The organism is Methanospirillum lacunae (genome assembly GCF_003173355.1).
Classification (GTDB): Archaea; Halobacteriota; Methanomicrobia; order Methanomicrobiales; family Methanospirillaceae; genus Methanospirillum; species Methanospirillum lacunae.
In genome coordinates this window covers 285354-304935 of record NZ_QGMY01000008.1, presented here as the reverse complement: position 1 = coordinate 304935, position 19582 = coordinate 285354, and the positions used below count along the sequence as shown (strand labels likewise).

The 19582-nt window shown below is 45.1% G+C and carries 19 protein-coding genes; 11 read left to right on the top strand and 8 right to left on the bottom strand.

The genetic code is table 11. The annotated features are described in order from the left end of the window. Positions 1–70: 70 nt before the first annotated feature. From pheT to DK846_RS11515, 5 genes are all read right to left on the bottom strand, one after another. Positions 71–1684 carry a phenylalanine--tRNA ligase subunit beta gene (gene pheT / locus DK846_RS11535; protein ID WP_109969105.1) on the bottom strand — a complete coding sequence of 538 codons (1614 nt, stop codon included), beginning with the start codon at positions 1682–1684 and terminating at the stop codon, positions 71–73. Next, a complete protein-coding gene (gene pheS, locus DK846_RS11530; RefSeq protein WP_109969104.1) occupies positions 1684–3120 on the bottom strand; it encodes a phenylalanine--tRNA ligase subunit alpha in 1437 nt (478 codons plus the stop codon). The genes pheT and pheS overlap by 1 nt, the downstream gene beginning before the upstream one ends. A 564-nt stretch (positions 3121–3684) precedes the next feature. Next, entirely contained in the window at positions 3685–4950 is a 1266-nt protein-coding gene (locus tag DK846_RS11525) for a tryptophan--tRNA ligase (protein ID WP_109969103.1), read from the bottom strand. 35 nt (positions 4951–4985) lie between these two features. After that, positions 4986–5993: a tRNA-intron lyase gene (gene endA / locus DK846_RS11520; RefSeq protein WP_109969102.1), complete on the bottom strand. Its 1008-nt coding sequence runs from the start codon at positions 5991–5993 to the stop codon at positions 4986–4988. A 362-nt stretch (positions 5994–6355) separates the two neighbouring features. Beyond that, positions 6356–7810 carry an MFS transporter gene (locus DK846_RS11515; RefSeq protein ID WP_109969101.1) on the bottom strand — a complete coding sequence of 485 codons (1455 nt, stop codon included), beginning with the start codon at positions 7808–7810 and terminating at the stop codon, positions 6356–6358. A 110-nt stretch (positions 7811–7920) separates the two neighbouring features. On the opposite strand from DK846_RS11515, the gene DK846_RS11510 reads away from it, so the two are divergent. The 6 genes from DK846_RS11510 to DK846_RS11485 are packed head-to-tail and all read left to right on the top strand — an operon-like array spanning position 7921 to position 13015. Continuing rightward, positions 7921–9876, top strand: a complete 1956-nt coding sequence (locus tag DK846_RS11510) for an NADH-quinone oxidoreductase subunit 5 family protein (protein WP_245926534.1) — start codon at positions 7921–7923, stop codon at positions 9874–9876. Next, positions 9873–10721 (top strand): respiratory chain complex I subunit 1 family protein, encoded by an 849-nt coding sequence (locus DK846_RS11505; protein WP_109969100.1) that lies wholly within the window; start codon positions 9873–9875, stop codon positions 10719–10721. Before DK846_RS11510 ends, DK846_RS11505 begins: the two co-directional genes overlap by 4 nt. A gap of 12 nt (positions 10722–10733) precedes the next feature. Then, positions 10734–11177 carry an NADH-quinone oxidoreductase subunit B family protein gene (locus tag DK846_RS11500; RefSeq protein WP_109969099.1) on the top strand — a complete coding sequence of 148 codons (444 nt, stop codon included), beginning with the start codon at positions 10734–10736 and terminating at the stop codon, positions 11175–11177. Beyond that, entirely contained in the window at positions 11174–11560 is a 387-nt protein-coding gene (locus tag DK846_RS11495) for an NADH-quinone oxidoreductase subunit C (protein WP_109969098.1), read from the top strand. The genes DK846_RS11500 and DK846_RS11495 overlap by 4 nt, the downstream gene beginning before the upstream one ends. Next, on the top strand, positions 11560–12639 hold the full coding sequence (locus DK846_RS11490) for a hydrogenase large subunit (protein WP_109969097.1): 1080 nt from the start codon (positions 11560–11562) through the stop codon (positions 12637–12639). Before DK846_RS11495 ends, DK846_RS11490 begins: the two co-directional genes overlap by 1 nt. Position 12640: 1 nt before the next feature. Next, complete coding sequence (locus DK846_RS11485) at positions 12641–13015, top strand: 4Fe-4S binding protein (RefSeq protein WP_109969096.1); 375 nt, start codon at positions 12641–12643, stop codon at positions 13013–13015. 30 nt (positions 13016–13045) lie between these two features. Here DK846_RS11485 and DK846_RS17680 read toward each other — a convergent pair whose 3' ends face one another. Next, complete coding sequence (locus DK846_RS17680; RefSeq protein WP_181391748.1) at positions 13046–13186, bottom strand: hypothetical protein; 141 nt, start codon at positions 13184–13186, stop codon at positions 13046–13048. 207 nt (positions 13187–13393) lie between these two features. On the opposite strand from DK846_RS17680, the gene DK846_RS11480 reads away from it, so the two are divergent. From DK846_RS11480 to DK846_RS11470, 4 genes are all read left to right on the top strand, one after another. After that, positions 13394–14368, top strand: coding sequence for a DNA-methyltransferase (locus tag DK846_RS11480; protein WP_109969095.1), 975 nt, complete (start codon positions 13394–13396; stop codon positions 14366–14368). A 91-nt stretch (positions 14369–14459) separates the two neighbouring features. Next, complete coding sequence (locus tag DK846_RS17675) at positions 14460–14633, top strand: hypothetical protein (RefSeq protein WP_181391747.1); 174 nt, start codon at positions 14460–14462, stop codon at positions 14631–14633. A gap of 384 nt (positions 14634–15017) precedes the next feature. After that, on the top strand, positions 15018–15698 hold the full coding sequence (locus DK846_RS11475) for a hypothetical protein (RefSeq protein WP_146201210.1): 681 nt from the start codon (positions 15018–15020) through the stop codon (positions 15696–15698). Between the two features lie 249 nt (positions 15699–15947). Then, a complete protein-coding gene (locus DK846_RS11470) occupies positions 15948–16370 on the top strand; it encodes a GrpB family protein (RefSeq protein WP_219970707.1) in 423 nt (140 codons plus the stop codon). 26 nt (positions 16371–16396) lie between these two features. On the opposite strand, the gene DK846_RS11465 is transcribed toward DK846_RS11470, so the two are convergent. Continuing rightward, the gene (locus tag DK846_RS11465; protein WP_109969093.1) at positions 16397–17506 is read right to left on the bottom strand and encodes a DUF362 domain-containing protein; all 1110 of its coding nucleotides are present in this window, start codon (positions 17504–17506) and stop codon (positions 16397–16399) included. Between the two features lie 157 nt (positions 17507–17663). Here DK846_RS11465 and DK846_RS11460 point away from each other — a divergent pair, with 157 nt between their 5' ends. Continuing rightward, the gene (locus DK846_RS11460) at positions 17664–18092 is read left to right on the top strand and encodes an ROK family protein (protein WP_245926533.1); all 429 of its coding nucleotides are present in this window, start codon (positions 17664–17666) and stop codon (positions 18090–18092) included. A 239-nt stretch (positions 18093–18331) separates the two neighbouring features. Here DK846_RS11460 and DK846_RS11455 read toward each other — a convergent pair whose 3' ends face one another. Next, positions 18332–19570, bottom strand: a complete 1239-nt coding sequence (locus DK846_RS11455; protein WP_109969091.1) for a methyltransferase domain-containing protein — start codon at positions 19568–19570, stop codon at positions 18332–18334. Positions 19571–19582 lie beyond the last annotated feature (12 nt).

The window sequence follows — 19582 nt, the reverse complement described above, 5'->3', positions numbered from 1 at the left end:
TGGTACCAACTCGTAAGTCGGGAGAGCGGTTGAACATTTCGAACCTGTTTGCAGATTCTGAAAAAAGAGCTCAGGGGAGAAGGGTCAGATCAATCTCTATTGCAGAGACTGGTTGATCAATGTCAAAAGCACTGAGCACTGCGGGATGGATCTCACCAAATATACCAATTACCTTTCCATCAACTACAATGTCAGCACGCCTGCCTTCGATGAATGCCGGATCTGAACTTTCAATCACTTCATATACAAGTCCCATCTCACGACAGACTGCATCAGCTGTTGCATAAGCCTCAGAGAAATCCGCTCCTGGATGTGTCGAAGAGAGAGCAATTTTTTGCCCGGTTTTCAATTCTCTGACAACATCACCAACATGGAAAATCTTTTGAGGAAGTTCTCGACGTTTATTGATCCTGAAAAGATCAAGGAGCAATGGAAGGATATCAGTCCTGACAAGAGTCTGATCCTCACTTATTGGGTGAAGAACACGAAGGACTCCGGGGTGTGCAGACCGCTGCATATTTATATACATCACTGTATCACTGGAGAGCGTAAATGGCATCACCTCCTGATATCCAAGACCACAGCAAATCTCACGAAGGAGACCGGATCGAACCATGACAGGGTGCTCACACCCGAGAGTTGGTGCACGTGGAAGCACAGTGTCAAGGTTATCAAACCCAAACCCAATTGCAACATCTTCAAAGACATCCCAGTCATGCATGATATCGGCCCTATAGCACGGGATGTTCACCCGGATTGTGTCAGATCCAGCAGCCTCGGCACCATATCTCATTTTTTTGAGTACCTCGGCCATTTCTTTTGCAGAGAGATTACAACCGATTAATTTGTTACACGCTGCTACGCTTATAACTCGTTCGGCAGGCGAGAGATCAGGACATGCTTTGCTGTTTACCAACACCGCTTCACAGGTACCTCCTGCAGAAATGAGTGCAGATGTGATAACTTTTACTGCAGTCATGACGGCACGCTCATCAGTGCCTGTTACGTCAAGGAGCAGGTTCCTGCTTTTTTCGGTCACGCGGGTCAGTTCACCGTTGATAATTGGCGGGAATGAGAGGACATTACCTTTTGCATCTTCTATCAGGGGCATAACTGATTTACCTGCCACAATATGAGCATAATCCCGACCTTTTGGATGCTTCTCCATGATCTCGGCAAGTGTCATCTCCTCAGAAAAATCGAGGGGAACAAATGATCGGGTTACCGGAGCACCATAATACCTGAACGGTGGGGTGATCTTGTCAAGATCATGAATACCGATCGCGACCTTTGAGCGACCTCTTCCTACAACCCAGTGAAGTGCCTCCTGAACTCCCATGAGGCTGATGATCGCTTCATTATCAAGAGAGATATTCCTGATAACTGCTGATCCAAGGTACGGCCTGATATCTTTTAGATTTTCATCGACTGTAAACTGGAGAGACGGGGGGGCCACCAGGTATTTCTCCTCTCCTGTTTCGAGACCCAGGAATCCCCGCATGGCTCTGGCTACACCCTCGGTTGAGTAGAGATCTACCCGGTCAGGGAAGAACTCAACATCAACCTGTTCTTCAAGAACACGTTCAATATCGCAACCTATCATCGGAAGTCTTTCGATGATCATCTTTCGGTCAGTTCCCGTGAGTCGTTCAAGGTATTTATATGGAAGCGATACAACCGGCATCAGTAATCACCTCCATCCATAACCGGTGTCCGACGGACCCAGTCGATATCACTCTGGTAGAGTTCACGGAGATCAGAGAGACCCATTCTGAGCATGGCGACTCGTGAAACACCAAGCCCCCAGGCCAGAACCGGACTCGTGATTCCCCACGGGGCAGTGACTTCTTCCCGAAATATCCCCGCTCCACCAAGTTCAACCCAGCCAAGTCCATCTATCCAGACTTCAGGTTCGACACTCGGTTCTGTATATGGGAAATATGCAGGCCTGAACCGTACATTTGAAAAGCCCATTCTACCGTAGAATTCTTTGAGATATCCAAGAAGGTGACGGAAACTCACATCCTCATCCATTACTATTCCTTCGAGTTGTTCAAATTCAGGAAGGTGGGTTGGATCAATTGTCTCTCTCCGATATACCCTTCCAATGCAGAATGCCTTTTCAGGGGGATTCGGATGAGTTGCAAGATGCTGAATTGAGAGTGATGTTGTGTGGGTCCTGAGCACTGTTGCCTTTGCTTTTTCAGGATCCCATTTTCCACCCCATCCACATGACGAAGTATCGCCGCCATGTTCATGAATGTCCCTGACTTTTTCCCATCCGCCTGGAAGCTCTGACCGCTCTTTGAGGTGGAAAGTATCCTGCATCTCTCTTGCAGGGTGATCCTGGGGCTGGAAAAGAGCATCAAAGTTCCAGAATGCTCCCTGGACAACTGAACCGTAAAGTTCGGTAAATCCCATATCAAGGAGAATTCTCCTCATCTCGTTGATAAGCCGCTGATATGGATGGATCTTGCCTGGCCAGACTGGACGGGGCTTCTTGGTGATATCATACCTGCGAAGGGTAAGATCCCTCCAGGCTCCTGAACTGATCTGATCGCTGGTTAATGTCCCGGTCTCTTCAACGAGGGTCAGACCCGATGCTGCGAATTTTTTCCCCTCATCTGTAATACTGATTAAATAGAGGACAGACTCTTCTTCTTCTGCCAGCCCTCGTTTAAGAAGTTCTTTTCGAACCTCTGGTGTGGCCGAATCAGGTGAAGAGAGCCCTAATTCTATAGGGGATTTTTCAGCACTACCAATTTTAATAACTGAACCATCTTCTATACGGACCCAACCTAGCCGCTTCATCCATCCAAGACCAATTTTTGCGTGGGGGTGTTTATTGAGATCTGCAATAGATGAGGATTCGGAAAAAGACTCATAGAGTTGGCGTTCAGGTAGTCCTTCAGAGTAATAGTGGGAACCTTCATCAGTGAGAATCAGTCTTGAACTAACATTCCGTTCAACAACTGCCAGACCTTTCTGTGAAAGAAGACCTCCATACTGAATGACTGATTCTGCAGGGCGATCCAGTACCTGGGCCAGTTTTTCCGGACTAGCTGATCCGATTTTATTCAGTTCAAGAAGCAGTCGCTTCTCATTCAATGCTAATTGCATACTCCCCTCCTGGATAAAAGGGGAGATATCATCGTTATGACCGGTGATTGGTGAATTATTGTATCATACATGGGTTAATCTCCTGAAAACCTGAACAGTGGTAATCGATTATTACAGGGGCCCGGAAAGAACCAGACCCCTATCTAAACGAAAAAAATGAACCGAAGAAGAATAAGGGAGTATATCCCGAGCTCCTCATAAGTAAACCTAGTATCTTTTGAAGGTGATCACTTATTATAGAATGGGTCTGACTCCATAAAACCAAATATCGCTAGAACAGCAGAAATGTTTGAGTATTCACATAATTCCTGTTATAAACAGAGATTGGCGTTTTTTTATTGTTGAAAAGAGGCTGAAGGAGACAGTTGACCCTTTTCATTGCCGACAAGGTACAGAGATTAAAATACCCTTTGATGGAGAAGATCCTACCTACACAAGAATATCTCACTCATAACAAGGACTGAAGATTTAATTTGCCGTATAAAACATATCACACGCTGATAGTTACATAACCCAGGAAATTTCATCCATTTCAGTTATAGAAGGGAAGTGATCTATAAAAGATCAACAAGATCTGCTGGCCAGGATATCAGATGCCACTGCTATCTTTTCCCTGAAATCGGATAAGAAGGCGAGCACCCGTGCAGAAGTATCTTTCTTGCACTGACCACACATCAGTTCTCCAGCCTTACACCGTCGGTGAATTTCTGCCAGTTCTGTGTCATCTGTAACCATATGAAATAGGTTCAATAGATAAATCGGGCATTTGTCAGCCTCTCCACCAAGTTCTTTCTGTTCCTGCAAGGTCATTCGCCCACCGGTCAGGGCAGACATGATCTTCTTATTGACCACCTTATCATCCTCATAGAACCCGATGATACTTTCAGGAACACTTGAGGACATTTTTCCACCGGTAAGGCCTGGCATAAACCGGTGATATGTTGCAGAGGGTGTGACAAAACCATAACCACCATTTGTCCGCTCAATGGCCCTGATGGTTTTTGCGACGATATCATGAGGAACTCCGGTAACATCAATATGACCCTCATACCGTTTTGATCCTTTGAATGCCTTTTGTACAGCATCCATAGCCTCTTTCGGGGCCTCTTTAGATCTAATACTTATATGGGTTTCACGGTCTTCTACCGTGAACATTCGGAGTTTATGTGCTATACCCCTCGTAAGTCTCACATGAGGATCCTGATCAAGCCCGGCTGGAACCACAGTTGGTGCCGGTTCATCATCGACCTGTGGATAAAGAATGTCAGATACCTGTGTGAGTACACTCATCGCATGCCCGATATCAGTTTCTGGAGTAAACCCGTAGATGGCACTCATCTCAGAGAAATTAACCTTCGTGGAAGCTTCAAATGCAAGATCCTGTACAACTCTATTCTGACTCTGCTGGTATGTTTCTCCCTCATATCCAAGAGCAAACAGACAGGAGAGATATTCATCCCCGAATGTTTTACACTGCTCCCACGAGAGATTTCTGACAGCATGAGCCTCACGATCAGCAACACATATGTATCCGTTTCCACCCTGCTCGACGTGCCAGACTACTTCTTTCATCACCATCAGGTGCCCGAGATGTGGATGGCCAGAGGGCATAAACCCGGTTAGGATATGAAACGGATCATGATTCACAATCGCTTTAGCGATCTGACCATAATCGCGGTGACCAAACACAATCCCCCGCTTCATAAAATATGGTAGATCAGGAAGGTCACTGACTGCAGTCTCTATCCGTTCTATCCCAAACTCCGTGTGAAGCCGTTCAATATCGACAGATTGATCTGTTGAAGCCCATGGGTTTATGCTGGATTCCATGTTATCTGGTTTTTATTTCTGGAAAATTGTTATAATCAGAGTTTAATTCGTGCAAACTCAACGTACGCGATGCCTTCTGCATGTATACAACCAAAAAGCATCTTCTTTTTGACGCTGTGTGCCATCCTGACTGACCGGGAAATGATATTCATCGGAAGAGTAGTATTAGGCTCAATGGCCTGAACGAGCATTTCAGAGTGGACCTTTCTACCGAGGTACACCCTGAAGTGATGGCCGAACTTATAACCGGTTTTTGGAATATAGTTCAATGATCGCAGATTTTGATAAACCTTCAGTTTTGGTTCCATTTCAGTATCGAACTCACGGATCATCTCACGATATTCTTGAGCAGTGATATTACGGCCTTCATGGTTTACCGTCACAAATCCCTGTTCCATGAGTGATACCGACTCGATTGTTGAGAGGACGATCCGATCGTCATCAAAGCGTTTCCCATAAAATGCCTGATCATATACAGATTCAGGTGCTGCTGGTATTATCACCGATCTACTTGAAAGAATGCCACATACCGGTTCCGGATTCTGGGTATCTTCGATGGGTGCGGGTTTTTGGATCTTGACCTCGTAATAAGTCAGTTCAAACTCGTCATCAACAACTGCAAGAACATGGCGTTTTCGCATGTTTATGGTAGCCTGAACTTCTTTTCTTACCACCGCAAAATCGATGAGATCACGTTCGGACAGGACCCGGAGCATATACAGAGACTCCCCTTTTCCTGGTTTCTCACCACGACGAAATATCCTGAAGTCCTGTGGACCTGTCTGAACAACATACCCTCTTTCCCTGATGTCCCGGTAGACAAGGAAAGATCTCAGAACATGAATATCACCAGAGAAATGGACAAGGAGTGAGTCAAAATCAAACCCGGGAACCTCAATTCGGCCACGATATACAAGGTACAGAGCCTCAACTGGAGAGAGACGGACTCCTTCTTTTAGCGGTCTTCCAAAACCGCTCTGATCATACAGGGTTAATCCGTCCTGCCCGAGCATGACGTGCCCGCTTTCTAGCCTTGCCTTCACGGCTTATTATTTTGGCGTTCTAGCGGAATAAAACCGCCCTATGATTAACTCATATCTGGTTTTATAATTGAAATTAAACTTCATAATGATATATGTTAGAAACAATTTGAAAGTCAGAACAAAAGAGAGAGCAGAAAATTAGGTCGAAGATCGGAGAATTGCATGGACGGAAGTAGTAAGAACAGACATCAAGCATGACAGGAAAATGAAGCGGTTCATGGCCAAAACAGAAGATACGCATTCAGATTGAATGCCAGGTGGAAAAGGTAAGACGACTGGGATTGGAAACAAGGGCATCAATAATTCTGGCTATGAAAATTTCAGAGGTTGGTGAACCACAAGAAAAGAAAAAAGAATTACGATCAGGAAGAGTCTTCCAGATAATCTGGGTGCACCTTCTCTTTTATAATAAAAGTCAGAATGAGAACTGCAATTCCAAAAATAAAAGTTGCGCAAAAGGTCAGATCAAACCCAGCCGTTAGAGCCCTCTGTTGGATGTACATTGGTGCACTCCGGGTAACACCATACTCAGTTGCAATAAGAATCATTCCCTGGATAAATATCGCATTAAAGACTGCAATCCCTATTGTCAGGGGTGCAAACCGCTCAAGACTCGTCAGTGATGAGGCCATACCCTGGTACTGCTTGGCAACTGAACTCATAATCATGCTTGAAATTGGAGTGATCATAAAACCAAGACCAAAGCCAATCATCGCAAGACATAGGACCACATACCAAAGGGTAGTATTAACATGAAGTTGTAGAATCAGGAAATATCCAACCAGAAGAAGAAAGGCACCAACATTGGCTATCCGTCTCCCACCTACCCTAGCATAAAGAGTACCTGCAAGCAGGCCGGTGACCATCATCGCAAACGAAAGGGATGTAAGTATCAGACCTGATGTTGAAGTGCTGTATCCCCCTACATACTTCAGATAAAAGGGGAGTAGATAATTAATTCCTGAAAACCCGAAGAACAGCAACGCCATGATGAGGTTTAAACAAAAGAAATTCCGGTCCTTAAAGAGTCGGAGTTCGAGGAGTGGATACGGAGCACGGAACTCAGTTCGGACAAACAAGGCAAGAAGAATGAATGCAAGAGTGAGTGATCCAGCGATAACGGGAGAAGTCCACCCAATTGAATCTCCTTCAGACATTCCAAAGAGGAGAAATCCAAGTCCTGAAAAGATAAGGACTGCTCCGATTCGATCAAATGATTCGTGGGAGGATGATAGAGCAAGGACAGGAATATATCGTTGGCCAATCAGGACAGCAATGATACCAACTGGGACATTAATAAAGAAGATCCAGTTCCAGGAGAGATATTCAGTAAGGATACCACCAACAGTCGGACCGATGGCTGTTCCAAGAGCAGCAACGGTCATAATAAAGCCCATCGCTTTCCCTTTCTTTTCCATCGGAATATACGCATTCACCATTGCAGGAGCGATTGCTGTCAACATTGCACCACCAATTCCCTGAAATGCTCGTGACCCTACCAAAGTAAGAAACGACCCGGTCAGTTCAGGCAGGGTACCACAAGTAAAAGAACCAATGGTAAAAACCACAAATCCGGTGAGAAAAATCCGTTTAAATCCAATAATATCAGAAATTTTTCCAAAAATCAGAACACAGCCGGCCATGACCAGCAGATAGATAGTTGATACCCAGCTCACAGCAGATGTAGAGAGGGAGAATGACTCTGATATTGAAGGGATGGCTATATTTACAATTGTACCATCTAGAGAACCCATGAAGATGGCAAGTGAAATTGAGAGCAGAAGCGGGAAATAATGGTGCTGATCCTGAGAACCCATAAATAATAATTGAATCTCTCATGCAATTACCCCTGTGATCTGAGCCAGTCAATTTGAATCTCTTATATCTGTCATCCCATTTTGCCAGATTCAGTTAATAATGATTAATAATGATAGATGCAAATCTCATCACAGTGATGTATGTGGATCTGTATGTGGAACTGCTTCTCTTTCTGATCATGTTTCCCCTCATTCCCGCATTGATTCTCACTGTGCTTCGCAATGAGAATCTCAGGGGAATAGTGGTCACTGCGGGAGCAGGGATTTGTGCCCTCGGATCAATTCTTCTTCTTGCGTTGCCAGTTGGACAGAACCAGTTATTTTTCACAGTCCCGGCACCAGGTATTGCATTAGTTATGCTGGTTCTTGAGATCCTGATTGCAGGATATCTGGTAATGGTGAGTGTGAAGGCAAAGCAATTCCTGATAACCGGGTTTGTACTCTTACAACTGCTTCTTATCGGAGGAGCAGAATGGCTTGGTCTTGAAGGGCATGCAAAAGTGCCGGACCTGCTTACAGATGAGTTCTCTGCTATCATGGCAGTGATCATCGGAGTTATTGGTGGGATTATCTGTATTTACGCACTTGGATATATGCGTGAATATCATGAACACCATAAAGATCTCCCAGATAAGAGGCCGAAATTTTTTGCTATTCTCTTCCTCTTCCTTTCTGCGATGTTCGGAGTGGTCTTCTCAAATAACCTCATCTGGATGTACTTTTTTTGGGAAGTAACAACCCTCTGTTCATATCTGTTGATCAGATACCCGGAGAATGGTGAGGCTGTCACAAACGCATTCCGGGCACTTCTCTATAACCTTATAGGAGGAGCCTGTTTCCCAATAGCAATACTCTATATCCTTATGAATGGGGGATCGGAACATCTGGGAATCGGCAGCCTCATAGCAGCTGGACCTGCAATTGCTCTTGTACCCGCCTGTCTGATTGCCATCGCTGGATGTGCAAAATCGGCCCAGCTTCCATTTTCATCCTGGCTTGTGGGGGCGATGGTAGCACCAACTCCGGTCTCAGCCCTGCTCCATTCAAGTACAATGGTAAAGGCCGGAGTCTACGCTATTGCCAGGTTTGCTCCAGTGTTTGACGGACAAATCCTTGGAATGGTCATAGCCCTGATTGGTGGAGTAACATTCCTGGTCACATCCTGTATAGCGATATCACAGAGCAACGCCAAGAAAGTCCTTGCCTACTCAACAATAGCAAATCTCGGACTGATCGTGGCTTGTGCAGGAGTCGGAACTCCTGAAGCACTCTGGGCGGCCATATTCCTGATAATTTTCCATGCTATCTCCAAGTCACTCCTCTTCCTCTCCGTGGGAACTGTAGAACACCGGGTTGGGAGTAGGGATATTGAGGATATGACCGGTCTTGCAGCATCAATGCCAAAGGTCAGTCTTATGATGCTGATCGGTATCGCAGGAATGTTCCTGGCTCCGTTCGGAATGCTCATCTCCAAATGGGCATCAATACATGCCTTTTCACAGGCTCTTCCACCATTTGGAATGATTCTTATCGTAATTCTCGCCTATGGAAGTGCCGTAACGGTGTTCTTCTGGGCTAAGTGGATGGGCAAACTCCTAGAAGTCAGAAAATGGGAGGAATCAATAGAATTTCAGATCTCCCGGGCCGAGTGGGCAGCTCTTATACCCCTGACAGCCCTGACTATCATCGCTTGTTTTGGAATTGCACCAATCTCGACATACCTTATTGAACCATTCCTTGTCATGACATACGGACCGATATCTGAGTTGATCCCGGCATCCAATCTTATGATTATGCTTCTTATGCTGGCTCTCATCGTCGTACTTCCGGTGTTGATGGTAAAGATTCTCATACCAAGAAGAAACCTCAGGCGGTATATGGGTGGTGTTACTGTACATGATGGACTCATGGAGGGTAGTATTGGCATGAAACGTGAGATCTCACTTTCAAACCTGTATCTTGAAGATCTCTTCCCAGAAGCCGGTCTCTCAAAGTATGGCTCACTGATCACAATCGTCCTTTTCTGTGTTCTGCTAATAGGACTCATCAGTGGAGGTGTACTATGAATACCATCCTGACAGCAATTGCATTTCTAATCCTCGCTCCCGTGATTGGTGTCCTTGTCACCGGAGTTGACCGAATCATCACAGCACGGATGCAGGGGCGGGTAGGACCACCTGTTCTTCAGCCATTCCTTGATATTGCCAAACTCTTTGAGAAAGAGAGAGTTGGAGTATGGCAGGCACCAGCAGTCCTCATATTCCTGCATCTTGCCTTTATGGTAGTTACCGGCTTGATATTCTTTGGCGGTGGTGATCTGCTGCTAGCGATATTTGCCCTGACATTATCTGAGGTATTCCTGGTTCTTGCTGCATACAGCACACGATCTCCATATGCTCATGTGGGTGCAGGGAGAGAACTTATCCAGTTGATTGCAGTTGAACCTGTTATCATTCTCACAGCAGTAGGATTCTATGAAGTAACCGGGAGTTTTGCAGCAAGCGATATCATGAACTTTTCAGGACTCCCTGTCATCCTTCTGCCTGGAATCTTCATCTCTGTAGTCTGTATCCTGACCTTCAAACTCAGAAAATCACCATTTGACCTTTCCACCTCTCACCATGCACACCAGGAACTGGTTAAAGGGGTAATGACTGAGTTTTCAGGCTCAACACTCGGAATGGTTGAGATCGCCCACCTCTATGAAATAGTCATCCTACTCGGGCTCGTTTATCTCTTCTTTGTAGGAAATCCAATACTCGGAGTTCTGGCAATTATTATCGTTTACTTCCTTGAGATGCTTGCAGACAACAGCACATCACGTGTAAAATGGCTCCCGGCCCTCAGGGGTGCCTGGATTATTACCCTGATTCTAGGGGGAGGAAACATCATCGCCCTTTCACTGCTCTGATGGAGAAAAAATATGGCATACTTATCAAAATCACCCTGGATACTCCATTACGATGCCTCCAGTTGTAATGGGTGCGATATCGAGATTCTTGCCTGCCTGACCCCGCGGTACGATGTGGAGAGATTTGGGATAATCAATACTGGAAATCCCAAACATGCAGATATCCTCGTCATTACCGGTGGCGTTAATGAGCAGAACAGGTCAGTAATCCAGAACCTCTATGACCAGATGCCACACCCAAAGGTCGTTGTAGGTGTTGGAATTTGTGCCTGTACAGGCGGAATCTTCAAAGAGTGTTACAATATCGCAGGCGGAGTAGGAGAGATTCTTCCAGTTGATGTCTGGGTTCCCGGATGTGCAGCACGACCTGAACAGATCATCGATGGAATAGTCAAGGCTCTTGGAATTCTTGAACAAAAACGAGCAGATATGAGCCGAGCGGAGGCTGGGGCATGAGAAAGGAAGGACAAGAGACGATTGAAGTAACCCTTCAGACACTTGCATCTGAAGTGCAAAAACAGAAAGATATCGGCTCCCGGCTGGTTCAGATCTGTTGTGCACGGATTGGAGATGATTTTGAACTCCATTACTCATTTGAACATGTAGATCAGGATCAGAAGTTCAAATTCGTAGACCTGAAACTGATAACTGATGCAGGTTCTCCAATTAACAGCATTACCGGGATATACTTTGCGGCATTCGGATATGAGAATGAGATCTCTGATCTTTACGGACTGAAAATACAAGGAAATCTCCTTGACTTCAAAGGGACTTTTATCACGACATCAATTCCTTATCCATTCGGAAAACCTACTGTCGCCAAAAAGGAGGGAGCCTGATGGGTAGACAGGTTGTTGTTCCATTCGGACCTCAGCATCCGGTCCTGCCTGAACCGATCCATTTAGATCTGGTGCTTGAGGATGAGAAGGTCGTTGAGGCTATTCCGCGAATCGGATATGTCCACCGTGGTCTTGAGAAACTCGTTGAAAAGCGGGATTATAAAGATTACATCTTCATAGCAGAGCGTATCTGTGGAATCTGTAGTTTTATCCATAGTGTCGGGTACAGTCAGGGTATTGAAGCTCTTATGGAAATAGAGGTGCCAGCCCGGGCAGAATATCTGAGAACGATCTGGTCTGAGTACTCACGTCTGCACAGTCATCTTCTCTGGCTTGGATGTTTCGCAGACAGTATGGGATTTGAAAATCTCTTCATGCAGTCATGGCGAATCAGGGAAAGTGTGCTTGATGTGCTTGAGGAGACAACTGGCGGAAGAGTCATCCAGGGAAGTTGCAAAGTCGGTGGTGTGAGAAAAGATATCGCAGCACCTCAGCTTACACAGATGAAAGCAGGTCTTGATATTCTGCAGTCAGAGGTTGATGACCTTGTGGCAGTCTTCACTGATGAGCCGACAATCAAGAGTAGAACAGTCGGAGTCGGTCATCTCTCAAAGAAAGATGCATGGGAACTCGGGGCAGTAGGACCAATGACCCGGGGATCCGGGATTAAGAGTGACATGCGGATGCTTGGATATGGTGCATACGAGTATCTTGATTTCAAACCGGTAACGCACGACGATGGAGATTGTTATGCCAGGTGTCTTGTCAGGGCAGAGGAGATGTCAGTCTCAATTGATCTGATCAGGCAGGCCATCGATGCAATTCCTGAAGGAGAGATCGAGGTCAAAGTGAAAGGCAACCCTGACGGTGAATACTTCTCACGAGTCGAACAGCCACGGGGCGAAGTGCTCCATTTTGTAAAAGGTGGTGGAAAGAAAAATCTTCTCAGGCACCGTGTCCGGACTCCAACAATGGCAAATGTTCCTGCCCTGGTTAAGACGCTTGCCGGCTGTCAAATGGCTGATGTTCCGGTAATTGTGCTCTCAATTGATCCCTGCATTGGTTGTATGGAGCGGTAATATGAGTGCCTTTACGATTACAAAGATGATTGCAAAATCCCTGATAAGGGGACCGGACACCCGCAGGTACCCTGCTGTGCCTGCAAAAAAGACTCCACAAACCCGGGGACACCTTGTTGTTGAGATTGAAAAGTGCATTTTCTGCGGGTTATGTAGTATGCACTGTCCTGCCGATGCAATCATAGTAACGAAGGCAGAGAGGACGTGGCATATAGACCGGTTCAGGTGTATCGTCTGCGGAGGGTGTGTTGAATACTGTCCAAAAGACTGTCTGCATCTTCTGCCAGAGTATCTTCCCCCTCAGGAAAAACAACAGGGCGAGACATATACCGGACCTGAACCTGTTGGTGCACAAGAGGCAGCACCGGCATCATAAAAGAACTTTTTTTAAAAAGGAGGAGGGCGTTTAGATGATCCAGCCGGCATGATATGCAACCGCTCCTGCAAGTAGGATCATAGCCGGTACAACAACATGGATAGTAAACGCAGTAATCTGAAGGCTCTGCAGGAATGCAGCGCCCATTGGTGCAGTGGTTTTTATCTGCATGTCTAGTATGTTTTACATGCCCCGTTAAGGGGCTTCTTCTCATTCTCTGATGTACGAGCATCCGGTAATAAGAAACCTTTTCTTAACCCTATCTTGGTTGAAATGAGATTGAATAAGTGCGGATGAAATCAACCTTTTGAAATATCATGCAACAAAAAATGATCTAGAACGGATTATCTACACTCACAAATTCCAAAATATCCAAGAATGATGTCTATCTGCACACTTTATAACGAATCTTGTATTACCGGTGCCAGAAAGCACCTTGAAGAGAATTCAGTTGATCTTATCATTACCGATCCACCGTATGGCATCAAGGGAGATACTCTCCATAAGCATTACAACAGGAATGAGAGCTGTGTTGTTGATGGATATGTTGAGATCCCAGAAGAGGAGTACGGGCAGTTCTCAATTGAGTGGATAAAAGAGGCTGAACGGATTTTAAAACCAGGTAGTTCGATTTATATTGTATCAGGATATTCGAACCTTTACCATATCCTTCATGCACTCAGGCACACCTCGCTAATCGAGATCAATCACATCGTCTGGAAATACAACTTTGGAGTCTGGACAAGTCGCAAGTACATCTCATCCCATTACCACATCCTTTTTTATGAAAAACCTGGTGGAAGGCGGACATTCAACCTTGAATCCAGATTCGGGGCAGAGGAGAAATCTTTAGAAGGGGGTTCATTAAATTACCAGGACAGAGAGGATGTATGGGTAATAAATCGCGAGTACAAACCCGGGCAGATTAAAAACAAGAATGAACTCCCGGTGCAGCTTCTGACAAAGATGATCCTGTATTCCAGCAATGAGGGAGATCTGGTATGTGATCTCTTTTTAGGAGGCGGCTCAACGGCACGGACAGCAGTTGGGCTGAATAGAAGGGCAGTCGGATTTGAAATATCTCCTTCAATCTATTCTGTGAGGGTTCCTGAACTAATGAATCTAACCCCTGGATTTCTCCTCAATGAACAACGGATTCCTGAATGCTCTGCTCCAAAAAGGCAGAGGGAGAGGTGGACATCTGAATCGCGATCTGATCTTCTGCAGAGGTACAAGGATCTTAAAGGAGAAGGTCTGAAGAAAGGGGAGATTGTTGAGAGATTGATGGAAGATCTTGGCCGGGGGAAATGGGCAATCATCAAGGCACTCAAGGCATTAGAACAGGATATTTGAACACTGAATCCTTTAGTCATTCAGTAATAATGATGTAAACTGATGATCCCAACTATTATCGTGTGAAAAAACACACAGACAACAGAGGGTAATGGAAATGTCTACTACTGCGTTTATTGCAGATCCGATTCTCAACCAATACCTCCATGTTCCCCTGGAGAATTCTTTGATTCTCATCCTGGGAGGTTTGATAATTAATGGAATTATTCTCCTGTATATCCTGAGATCGGTAAACCGGTCAAATACCCACGATCATACATTCTGATCAGAAAGAAATAGTTATTTTAGATTCCTCGGACTCTCCTTGTACATTTAGCATAGCCTAACTGTTTTTATTAGGCTGGTAAAATAATTCATTTCTTTAATTATTTTTGATATTACCTAAATTAATGGCTGAAATGATTTATAAATAAATTCTAACTACCAAACTTTTAATACAAATATTTCGTAGGAATATTATTCAGTTTCTCTGGGTGATGAGTGTGGGAAAAAGTTTATATTTTTAATCGGACTGCTTTTTATACCATGCATAATTTCAGTTTCATTTGCTGAAACTGCTGTCAATAAAACGAGTATTGTAAAGTCAGTCGCCGGAAGTGCTGATAACATAAGTGCGGCCTCAGGAATTACAAAAAACAACCAGATGCAGATGGGTTATGTCTGTAATCAGCCATATGCAATATGTGATACTACTATCTGTGTTCCTGATAAGAATGATCCAACAAAGATGCGGTGTTCCTGCTCTGTTGAGAACGGGAGTTCCATTGGTGGGGCCTGCTCTACGTGGGAACCGGTTGGTATCTACATGAATGGAGATGGAGAATGGATGATCAAGGCAGGATACTCAGTCGGTCAGGTCACTTCAACGTTCTCCTTTGCCCATGCAGCACCAGTTCAGGGTAATGAGATTGATCCAAATACTACCCCTTCAGACTACCAGGGCGATGTGTATATGAAATCCTGCTCCAATGCAAGTGGAAACGGAGTATTTGCAGACAGCTGGAATGCACCATGCACCGTTCTCCCACAGGATATTAATGTTGATATCAATACTGACAGACCTGCATCTCCATATGCTGTCTGTGATTGTGGCCTTGTGCTGAACAATTCAGAATGGTATGTCGCGGTCCATGGCGCTGATAAGTGTGATAACGAATCCTATTGTAAGGATTATATCATCTCTGCAGGTCAGAAGCACTCTACAGACCTTGAAATACAGAAACTTGGAAATTATCTTGCAGATAATCCGGGAGTAGACCCATCGCAGCCTTACAAGATAGAGTACTGTAATAACTGCACTGACTGTACATCAAACAAAAGTGTCTCGTGATCCTGATTACAGGTAAACTCACCTTTCTTTTTTTCAGTAATTTTATTCAAATTCAAGAGTTATTTTACAGTATTCATCCACTTTAGTGAATACTACCGGAGACCTCAGTTTGACTAAACCGCTGAACAATCTTAGTCCTCAGGAACTTGGGCGACTGTTTCCTATCATTCTGACTGAATGCAACTCGGTATGGCCTTCGCGGTATGTGACTGAGAAAGAGATTATCTCAAAGCAGTTGGGGAGAACAATATTGTCAGGATATCGCATTACGGAAGTACATCTATTCCCGGGATCATAGCAAAGCCTACGATTGATATTCTGCTTGAGGTTATCGATGGGATATACAAGGAAACCCTGATAACTTCGTTGATGGGTATCGGGTATCTTTACGATCCCCAACCTCGCAATCCTGCTCCCCACATGATGTTTACGAAAGGATACACCCCGGAGGGATTTTCAGGACAGGCATTTCATGTCCATATCAGATACAGCGGAGATTGGGATGAATTGTACTTCAGAGATTACCTGATTCAGCATCCAGAGGTTGCAGCCCGGTATAGTACCCTGAAACTTGAACTCCAGGAGAGAGATCGGTTTGATCGGGAGCCATACACCAGAGGAAAAACTGAGTTTATCTCTACGATCACTAGAATTGCGAAAAAAACTTCGTAAATGAATCTGAAAAAAAGGGAGATAGATTAAACCTCCACTAACCGGTATTCACGACTCCCAAGCCCCATCCGCTCACCATACCGGATCTGGTGCTCACCATCAACCTTTGCCCACAGCCCGGTGAACTTATGCTCACCCGGAGCATGATGCTCATGCAGGCAGCTCTCTTTGATCCCTGGCTGTTGATTAATTAAATCGACGGCTGTAGCATCGATCGCAACTGGATCAGTTGAGGCAAGGAACCCGATGTCAGGAACAATCGGTGCATCACTCCATGGAACACAGTCACAGTCAGGAGTCACCGACATCACAAAACTCAGGTAGATGATCTTGCCCTCCTTTCCTGCAACTGCCCCTGCTGCATACTCGACCATCCTCTCGATGAACTTTGGAACATCATCTTTCCAGTTGAAATCTATGGCATTTTCCGGGCAGACCTGCAGACATGCAGAACAGCCATAGCAGATTGACTTCTCAACCCGGGCAACCTTGCCATTACACCTGATCGCATCGAACGGACACTGGGTTACACAGAATCCACACCCGACACAGGATTGTGGATTGATATTCGCCTGCATCCCCTGGTGCTGATCTCTCTTTCCGAGCGGAGTTGCACAGCCCATCGCGAGGTTCTTGATAGCACCTCCAAACCCGGAGAGGGCATGACCTTTGACATGAGAGAGAACGATCATCGCATCTGCATCAGCGATGTCACCGGCAATCTTCACTGATTCAAAGTGCTTACCCTTCACTGCGACCATGCGGGTATTATTACCGGTCAGACCATCAGCGATTGTTACAGGAGAATCCACGACTGCATAACAGAATCCGTGCCTAATTGCAACCTGCAGATGGTCAACAGCATTATGACGGGCCCCGATATACATGGTATTTGTATCAGTCAGGAAGGGTTTGCCTTTCAGCCCTTTTATCTCATCAACAACCTGTCTCACAAAAACCGGTTTGATATAGGTATCATTTCCAAGCTCACCAAAGTGAAGTTTTACCGCAGTAAGATCACCCTCTTCAATTCGATCAGAAAGGCCGGCCGCTTTTAGAAGTTTGGTTATCTTGGTGAGATTATTTTCATCCGGACTCTTAATCCGCATTCGTGCAAGAAAGACATCGCTTACCATGAACTCGCCTGTACGGAGATCAACGCAGTGATATAAGAACTATCCTGCTAAAGACAGATGGCACATAAATCTTCTTTTGCTTGGTAGCATGGAGAATGGTTCTCTTGTACTAAGAAATTTTATATGAGATCTAAATGGACTATGATTTATGGTGACCATGGGAGCAATTGTCACCCGTAGATTGCGGGAAGGAAAAACCTATGAAGATTTCAGAAAGAGATGGTTTCATACAACAGGATTTGCATCTGAAAACCGGATGTTCTCCCTGATCAATATTGAGGATCCTCGAGAGATAATTGTCATCGGATTGACTGAAAGTTCCATGGAGGACCTTCTTGAAAAACTCAGAATAGATGTGAAAGAGCGACTCGAAAACCCACTTGATGAGGTGATTGAACCTGAAATAGGGAGAACATTCGGAGTGATGGTCTCTGAAGATGACTTCTCATCCGAAGGATCCATAGAATATTCAGACCCATCAATCAGAGGAAAAAAGACTGATGTCAGTGAGATACTAGGTAATATTCAGGATATCAGATCTACCTTTGCCAAAGCAGCCTTGGAACGCGATGAGGCTAAGAAATAACCCCGCCACAAACCAGCCCCGATTCTAATAATGTAAGCCCCATATAGGTTTGTGACCTGCACAATGTGATCGAATATTTACTGTGAGTCTGATTCTACGCCTTATATTACCGAATAAATGAAAAAGTGTTCTGGAATAATCCAGAACGATTGCTAACCAGAACGCAGTATTTGACCAATTGGACACAAGATTTAATCATTATATTCGGCTATTTCAAACCGTGATGATTGCAGAATAAATCACTTCCTGGCAAGGACAACAAGGCCATAGGGATGGGCAATCACCTGTGATGAGCTGAATGGAATTTTAAAGAGAATCTCTTCAAGTTCTTCCTTTCGATACGCTGCCCGGACTGATGTTTCAAAACCCTTCTTAATCTCTTCAGAACTGCAACTGCCCTGCATGAAACTGAAAATCTCAGGAGAGAGATCGCGTTTTAGATCGGTCACCATTACCCTCCCTCCTGGTTGGAGCATCCGGTGTATTTCCAAGAAAACAGATCCTGCATCCTCCCATTCATGGAGCGATCCATTTGAGAATGCCAGAGAGAATAGGTTATCCTCAAATGGCATCATAAGAGCGTTGCCTTCCTGATACCTCACCCGATCATTCAGATTATAAGAGATTGCATTATTTGTAGCGAGCCGTATCATCGCGGGACTTATCTCAAGCCCGGTAAGAGTTGTCCCGTCAGTCTTTTTGACCCATTCAAGCCCATAATACCCAGGTCCGGGCCCGATTTCAAGACCGTTATCTCCGGGTTGGGTCTCTTTGATGAGGTCATCTACCGGGAGAAGGCCCGCATCACGCAGACCACGTTGCATGATATCATATGCTGCAGCGGTGATTTCATCCTGAATTCCTTCTACTGTTTCTGGTACTCGTTTCTCAAACATAACTGATGATTCCTTTGAAGAATATGGGAATGGATCTGTCTCGTACCGTTTGTCAACAACCTCTTCTAGCCGCAACAGGTTCCCGTCTTTGTATGTGATAAGAGGAATTTTTACTGACTCCCGATCCTTTTTGAAGGCACTGATCTCAGAGATAAATGTCATCTCATCCTCAACACCGGTAAACTGACTGCAGAGGCTGGCAAACAGGTATCTCTCCTGTGGAGGTAACCTGGAAAGACGGGATTCAAGAAACCCATAGATCTTTTCTTCAGTCTCAAGAAGCCAGAGTTCTCCCTTCTTCGCAGGAACAACTCTGATAACTCTCCGGTTGTCAGGATCCTGGACCCTTCGGACAAATCCCTCCCGTTCGAGATAATTTACAAGATCTGTTGCTGAGCTGGGTGTAACCCCTAGCATTCCGGCAATATCACCCATGCACACCGGAGAAAAATACGATGTGTACAATATCTCAATAGCTCCAGGACTCAGGAGGTTTTTACGTCCCCTGTCTGTTCCAAAGAGCATATTCATCACGGTGGCAACAAACCCCAGCGAGAGCCTGAGGTGTGAGGTTGGATCCATTGCGTACTTATT

Coding starts and splice junctions, on each gene's coding strand:
- pheT (WP_109969105.1), bottom strand. CDS start 1,684: ATGCCGGTTGTATCGCTTCCATATAAATACCTTGAACGACTCACGGGA.
- pheS (WP_109969104.1), bottom strand. CDS start 3,120: ATGCAATTAGCATTGAATGAGAAGCGACTGCTTCTTGAACTGAATAAA.
- DK846_RS11525 (WP_109969103.1), bottom strand. CDS start 4,950: ATGGAATCCAGCATAAACCCATGGGCTTCAACAGATCAATCTGTCGAT.
- DK846_RS11515 (WP_109969101.1), bottom strand. CDS start 7,810: ATGGGTTCTCAGGATCAGCACCATTATTTCCCGCTTCTGCTCTCAATT.
- DK846_RS11510 (WP_245926534.1), top strand. CDS start 7,921: ATGATAGATGCAAATCTCATCACAGTGATGTATGTGGATCTGTATGTG.
- DK846_RS11505 (WP_109969100.1), top strand. CDS start 9,873: ATGAATACCATCCTGACAGCAATTGCATTTCTAATCCTCGCTCCCGTG.
- DK846_RS11500 (WP_109969099.1), top strand. CDS start 10,734: ATGGCATACTTATCAAAATCACCCTGGATACTCCATTACGATGCCTCC.
- DK846_RS11495 (WP_109969098.1), top strand. CDS start 11,174: ATGAGAAAGGAAGGACAAGAGACGATTGAAGTAACCCTTCAGACACTT.
- DK846_RS11490 (WP_109969097.1), top strand. CDS start 11,560: ATGGGTAGACAGGTTGTTGTTCCATTCGGACCTCAGCATCCGGTCCTG.
- DK846_RS11485 (WP_109969096.1), top strand. CDS start 12,641: ATGAGTGCCTTTACGATTACAAAGATGATTGCAAAATCCCTGATAAGG.
- DK846_RS17680 (WP_181391748.1), bottom strand. CDS start 13,186: ATGCAGATAAAAACCACTGCACCAATGGGCGCTGCATTCCTGCAGAGC.
- DK846_RS11480 (WP_109969095.1), top strand. CDS start 13,394: ATGATGTCTATCTGCACACTTTATAACGAATCTTGTATTACCGGTGCC.
- DK846_RS17675 (WP_181391747.1), top strand. CDS start 14,460: ATGGAAATGTCTACTACTGCGTTTATTGCAGATCCGATTCTCAACCAA.
- DK846_RS11475 (WP_146201210.1), top strand. CDS start 15,018: ATGGGTTATGTCTGTAATCAGCCATATGCAATATGTGATACTACTATC.
- DK846_RS11465 (WP_109969093.1), bottom strand. CDS start 17,506: ATGGTAAGCGATGTCTTTCTTGCACGAATGCGGATTAAGAGTCCGGAT.
- DK846_RS11460 (WP_245926533.1), top strand. CDS start 17,664: ATGGGAGCAATTGTCACCCGTAGATTGCGGGAAGGAAAAACCTATGAA.
- DK846_RS11455 (WP_109969091.1), bottom strand. CDS start 19,570: ATGGATCCAACCTCACACCTCAGGCTCTCGCTGGGGTTTGTTGCCACC.